The organism is uncultured Rikenella sp., from assembly GCF_948810725.1.
Classification (GTDB): domain Bacteria; phylum Bacteroidota; class Bacteroidia; order Bacteroidales; family Rikenellaceae; genus Rikenella.
In genome coordinates, this window is sequence record NZ_CAQIVA010000080.1 from 1 (window position 1) to 4,215 (window position 4,215).

General features: G+C 49.1%; 10 protein-coding genes. 2 read left to right on the forward strand and 8 right to left on the reverse strand.

Annotation, left to right across the window (positions count from 1 at the left end):
* From Q9S52_RS10455 to Q9S52_RS10485, 7 genes are all read right to left on the reverse strand, one after another.
* Positions 1–652, reverse strand: a 652-nt coding sequence (locus Q9S52_RS10455; protein WP_304709069.1) for a hypothetical protein, incomplete at its 3' end; no start/stop codon positions are given.
* Positions 649–1,107, reverse strand: coding sequence for a hypothetical protein (locus Q9S52_RS10460; RefSeq protein WP_304709070.1), 459 nt, complete (start codon positions 1,105–1,107; stop codon positions 649–651). The genes Q9S52_RS10460 and Q9S52_RS10455, both read right to left, overlap by 4 nt.
* A gap of 97 nt (positions 1,108–1,204) precedes the next feature.
* Positions 1,205–1,636, reverse strand: a complete 432-nt coding sequence (locus tag Q9S52_RS10465; protein ID WP_304709071.1) for a hypothetical protein — start codon at positions 1,634–1,636, stop codon at positions 1,205–1,207.
* Between the two features lie 31 nt (positions 1,637–1,667).
* The gene (locus Q9S52_RS10470; RefSeq protein WP_304709018.1) at positions 1,668–1,928 is read right to left on the reverse strand and encodes a hypothetical protein; all 261 of its coding nucleotides are present in this window, start codon (positions 1,926–1,928) and stop codon (positions 1,668–1,670) included.
* A gap of 18 nt (positions 1,929–1,946) precedes the next feature.
* A complete protein-coding gene (locus Q9S52_RS10475) occupies positions 1,947–2,258 on the reverse strand; it encodes a hypothetical protein (RefSeq protein WP_304709019.1) in 312 nt (103 codons plus the stop codon).
* The gene (locus Q9S52_RS10480; protein WP_304709072.1) at positions 2,255–2,485 is read right to left on the reverse strand and encodes a hypothetical protein; all 231 of its coding nucleotides are present in this window, start codon (positions 2,483–2,485) and stop codon (positions 2,255–2,257) included. The genes Q9S52_RS10475 and Q9S52_RS10480 overlap by 4 nt, the downstream gene beginning before the upstream one ends.
* A 244-nt stretch (positions 2,486–2,729) precedes the next feature.
* The gene (locus tag Q9S52_RS10485; protein ID WP_304709073.1) at positions 2,730–3,119 is read right to left on the reverse strand and encodes a hypothetical protein; all 390 of its coding nucleotides are present in this window, start codon (positions 3,117–3,119) and stop codon (positions 2,730–2,732) included.
* Between the two features lie 149 nt (positions 3,120–3,268).
* Here Q9S52_RS10485 and Q9S52_RS10490 point away from each other — a divergent pair, with 149 nt between their 5' ends.
* Together Q9S52_RS10490 and Q9S52_RS10495 are read left to right on the forward strand one after the other, a co-directional pair.
* Entirely contained in the window at positions 3,269–3,562 is a 294-nt protein-coding gene (locus Q9S52_RS10490) for a type II toxin-antitoxin system HigB family toxin (RefSeq protein WP_304709074.1), read from the forward strand.
* A gap of 4 nt (positions 3,563–3,566) precedes the next feature.
* Complete coding sequence (locus tag Q9S52_RS10495) at positions 3,567–3,929, forward strand: type II toxin-antitoxin system HigA family antitoxin (RefSeq protein ID WP_304709075.1); 363 nt, start codon at positions 3,567–3,569, stop codon at positions 3,927–3,929.
* 39 nt (positions 3,930–3,968) lie between these two features.
* On the opposite strand, the gene Q9S52_RS10500 is transcribed toward Q9S52_RS10495, so the two are convergent.
* The coding region (locus tag Q9S52_RS10500) for a hypothetical protein (protein ID WP_304709076.1) at positions 3,969–4,215 on the reverse strand (247 nt) is incomplete at its 5' end.

Sequence of the window (4,215 nt, forward strand, 5' to 3'; positions counted from 1 at the left end):
CGAGCTCCTTGGCGTTCTCTTTTAGCTCCTTGAATTGCCCTCCGGTGGCGTTCGATACGGCCTGTACTTTCGACATCTGGTACTGAAAGCTGGAGAAAATCCGAACAACCTGCCCGCCCCAGTCTTTCAGTTTTGAGAAGACATTCAGCGCACTATTAAGAGGAATCAGATTACTGATTTTCTTATTCAGAAGAGACTTTTCTTCGCTGAATTTACCCTCAATGTCATTCAATCCCCGACGTATCTTGGCCATTTGAGACTCGTAGAGTTTCAGTTCGGCCCGTGCCTTGGCAAAACCGGCCGGATCGACCGCCTCGGAAATCCCTTGCAGCTTTTTCCTTAAATCCGCCGCATGCTTGGACAACTGTTTATAGCTCATCTGGGTCAGGGAAAGCTGCTTCTCCTGTTTATCCAATTCGGCCGTCTGAAGTTTGATCTGAGATTTTACCTCCGTGATCCGTTTGGTTACGTCCCGATAGGCTTGTGTCCCCTTCTTCTCGGAAGCGATCAACTCCTCGCGCCGGTGCTTCAGCTCTTTCAGTTCATCTTGGTACTTATTGAGCGTCTTGATGGTATTGACAATGCCCTCCTGTACCTTTTTGAATCCGGTCGTCCGGATTTCACTTTTGATAATCTCTTCCTTGATACTCATAACAGATCGATGGTTTTCATGACGTCCTGAAGAATGGAGAAATAGTTCCGGTACTGCTGCTGAAGAGCCAGATTCACCATGCTCGACAGTGAATAGCCGCGCCCGTACAGGTGGCCGAACAGAGGCCGGTTATAGATTGCCGTGTACCGGCGTTTCTTGTTGCCGGATTTGGTCTTTTTCAGGTCGAGAAAGCGGATGGTGGCCGGATAGCTCAGTTCGATGCGTAATTCGTTATCCGTATGGTCGATCTTCGGCTGCATGGAGGCCAAGCGATCCATCAGATGGGGGCCGGCATGTGATTGTGCATTCCGTTTCGACAACGGTTTCAGATGCGGTTCATAATCGATTCGGGCAATAGCAACCTGCCGTTTCACCAACAGCCGCATGATGTCCGTCGCAGCTTCGGAGACGGAAACATTGAACGGAACCGTTCGGTTATATTGTGCGGTCAACATAGCGCAAAGGTGCTTCGCCGCGACCCCTCGCGAAAGGACACAAAAAAGGCCGGCAGGATCATCTCCTACCGGCCTCTTCGAGTTTGCCGAATCGGTCTTATTTCTGTTTCAAATACTGCAGGTGCTTTTCGATCATGTCGATCACCTCGGCCGACGCATGCATGTTTTTTGCGTCTTCCAGGTATTTTTCGATGACGGACACCCTGTATTCTGTATTCAAAAACACCCGAACTTGGTTAAAATCATCTTCCACCGGATCGGGACATACGCAATGAATAATCCGAGTAGCGTCGTCCACCTCCTCTGTCCATTGTCCGAAATACAAACGGTACGGTTGTTTTTCATGACGACTTAAGGCTGCAGACTTATCCGGGGTGCTTCTATCGCCGGATTTATGAGGTACCCAATCCTGATGACCATAAATATCGTGCCAATCGGGTTCCGGCTGTTTCCGGAACCAGTCGTAGATCGCCCGACCGATTCCCACGAGAATCAGAATGCCGATCAATCCCCAGAAAAACGTTCCCATAGCGATTCCTCCTTTTCTTAAAGTTACGAAATTATCCGCGATATTGCAACAGCCAGACGTATCGCAGCGAGGCTGAGGTCTCATCGACGACGTAGCGGTAACCACACTCCGTCATAATCTGATACAACATCTCAATACTGGGTGAAACGCCGGTCAGTTCGTAGATGGCCTGCACCAGCTGCGCCGACGTGTATCGCTTTGCGCTCTCGTCGATCGACGAGGCCGGAGCGAACGTCTCCGAAAGCACGGCCACCGTCGCCTCGATGATCTTCTCTTGTTCCTGATCGTTCATGTCTGAAAGGTATGAAAATTAAACGATCGGAGGTAACATATCCAGTAACCGGCGCGGGTCGGGCTTGAGCCGGGTAAAGCATTGCAAAGCCCGCTCCCTGTCCCATTCGAACCGACGCCCATCGTGCAACGTAACGAGAATCCGCATGTCGGCAAAGTTCCGATCGCGCTGGATCAAAAAGATGCGCTCGAACAACTCTTCGTAGAAGTAGTAGGATGTCCGGCAACTGAACGCCGGCAATGTCTGCGTCCGGTCGCAGGAGACGGTGACGTGTACGTAAGCGGCCGGGAACGGCGGTCGTGCAGAGGGAATATAAGTAACGATTCTCATAACGCGCGCCCTCCTTTCTCGCGCCGGCAACGGTCTACCAGTTGCTGTGCTATGCACACACCGATGACGGTCTGCGCCTCGTTGATGGCGTTCTCGAAAGTGTTCTGGTCGATTTCTTCGGAGTCGGGAATCTGACGATAGAACTCCCTACGGATTTGTTCGAGGCGCAAGATCAGGCTCTCGAACTGCATGACGGAAGATTCCCGTCGAATGAGTTTGTTTTTCATGTAGGTTTGGACATTAAAAATTAAACAAAAAGGTTTCGTACTGACCCGTTGTCCTACACCTACAAGGCAGCCGGAGCATTAACTCTCGGCACGGGGGCACGAAACCTAAATTAGCAAGCATAAAAAACGCCCGCACGAAAAATCGGCGAGCATCGCTCGCCTTGTAGGAAATAGGACAAGACAAAGATAAGAAATTTTTCAGATATGCAAAAAGAGAGCCCCGAAAAATTTTCGGGGCTGTAAATTACTGTTCACTCAAATCCTTATGCAAACGACGGATTGCCATCTCTTTGTCAGTGAAAGATTGATTCCCTCGATCGGTATATATCCACCACTCTCCGAATCGTTTCTGAAGTTTTCCTGATAATCCGTCATTGAAGATGATGGTTTCACCCTCTTGTCTATACCACGGTTCTGTTTCATTGCTCGGTGTCGTTTCAGGAAGTGTTTGTTCATGAGGTTCTGGGTTCTGAGGTACGTTTACAATTATCTCTTTTGCCGATCCTTGCCCCATCAGCCAATTTTTAATCGCACTGATATCGGCTGCGATCTGAAAAAACTTGGCGATCATGAGAATCTGCAAGACCAGCAATCCCAAAGCGACCAAGACGAAAACGACTCCTACTGCTTCCATGATATTGATTGTATTAGGTGAATTGTCCAAATGTAGCATTTTTCCGCCGCGGGACAAAAAGCAATCCACCTACAGTTATTCGTTTTATGTATATTTTATTTGCAATATGAATAATTTGCATTATCTTTGTAGTACCAAACAATACGGATATGAGGGTTATATCATTCGCTTCATTACGGAGTTTCATTGAACAGCACGCCGATGCTGATATTCCGATGCGAGATTGGTACAAAAAAACCAGCCGGGCTACATGGAATAGTTTGGCCGACATTCGCAAGACGTTTAATTCTGCGGATTATGTAGGCAACAAACGATATGTATTCAATGTCAAAGGGAATAATTATCGAATTGTAGCAATGATATTCTTTGAAGTCCAACAACTCTATATCCGTTTTGTCGGGACTCATGCCGAATATGACAATATTGACTGTAAAAACATTTGAGATCATGGCACGCATCAATTCTGAAGAACAGTACAAGGCACTGCAAGTACGGATGGAAGAGCTTTTGCAGGCCAACAGCAACGAAGAAGCACCGGTGTACTTGGCCGAACTGGAGGTGCTCGGCAATCTGATTGCCGATTATGAGGAAGAACATTTCCCGATTGCAGCACCGACCCTGCAGGAGATGCTCCGAGAACGAATGCAGGAAAAAGGGCTCACACAGTCCGAGCTGGCGAAACTTTTAAAAATCAGCCAAGCCCGGATCAGCGAGTTGCTGACGGGAAAACGAGAACCGACTTTACAACTCGGTCGGAAGATTCACAATTTACTGGATATCGACTCCGACATCATTTTAGGAGTTTGCTAAAGAAGCGGCGCGAAATAATTCGCGCCGCTTTCTTTTTGATCAGCCTTTCACCCCCAGCAGGTCGTATCCTTTGAGGCGGAAAGATAACGTGCTGCCCACCGACAGGCAGAGGTCGGGGGCGATGAACGGCAATATCTGGTGGTCGTCGTCGAGGTACTTCAGCCACGGCGTCTCGCGCTGCTCCGTCAGCATCGCTTTCCGAAGTGCCGCGACCCGGGCGAAACTCTCCAACTGGTAACCCTCCACCTCCGCCGGCGAAGGGTGGTTCGCCCCGATCGGCATGGCG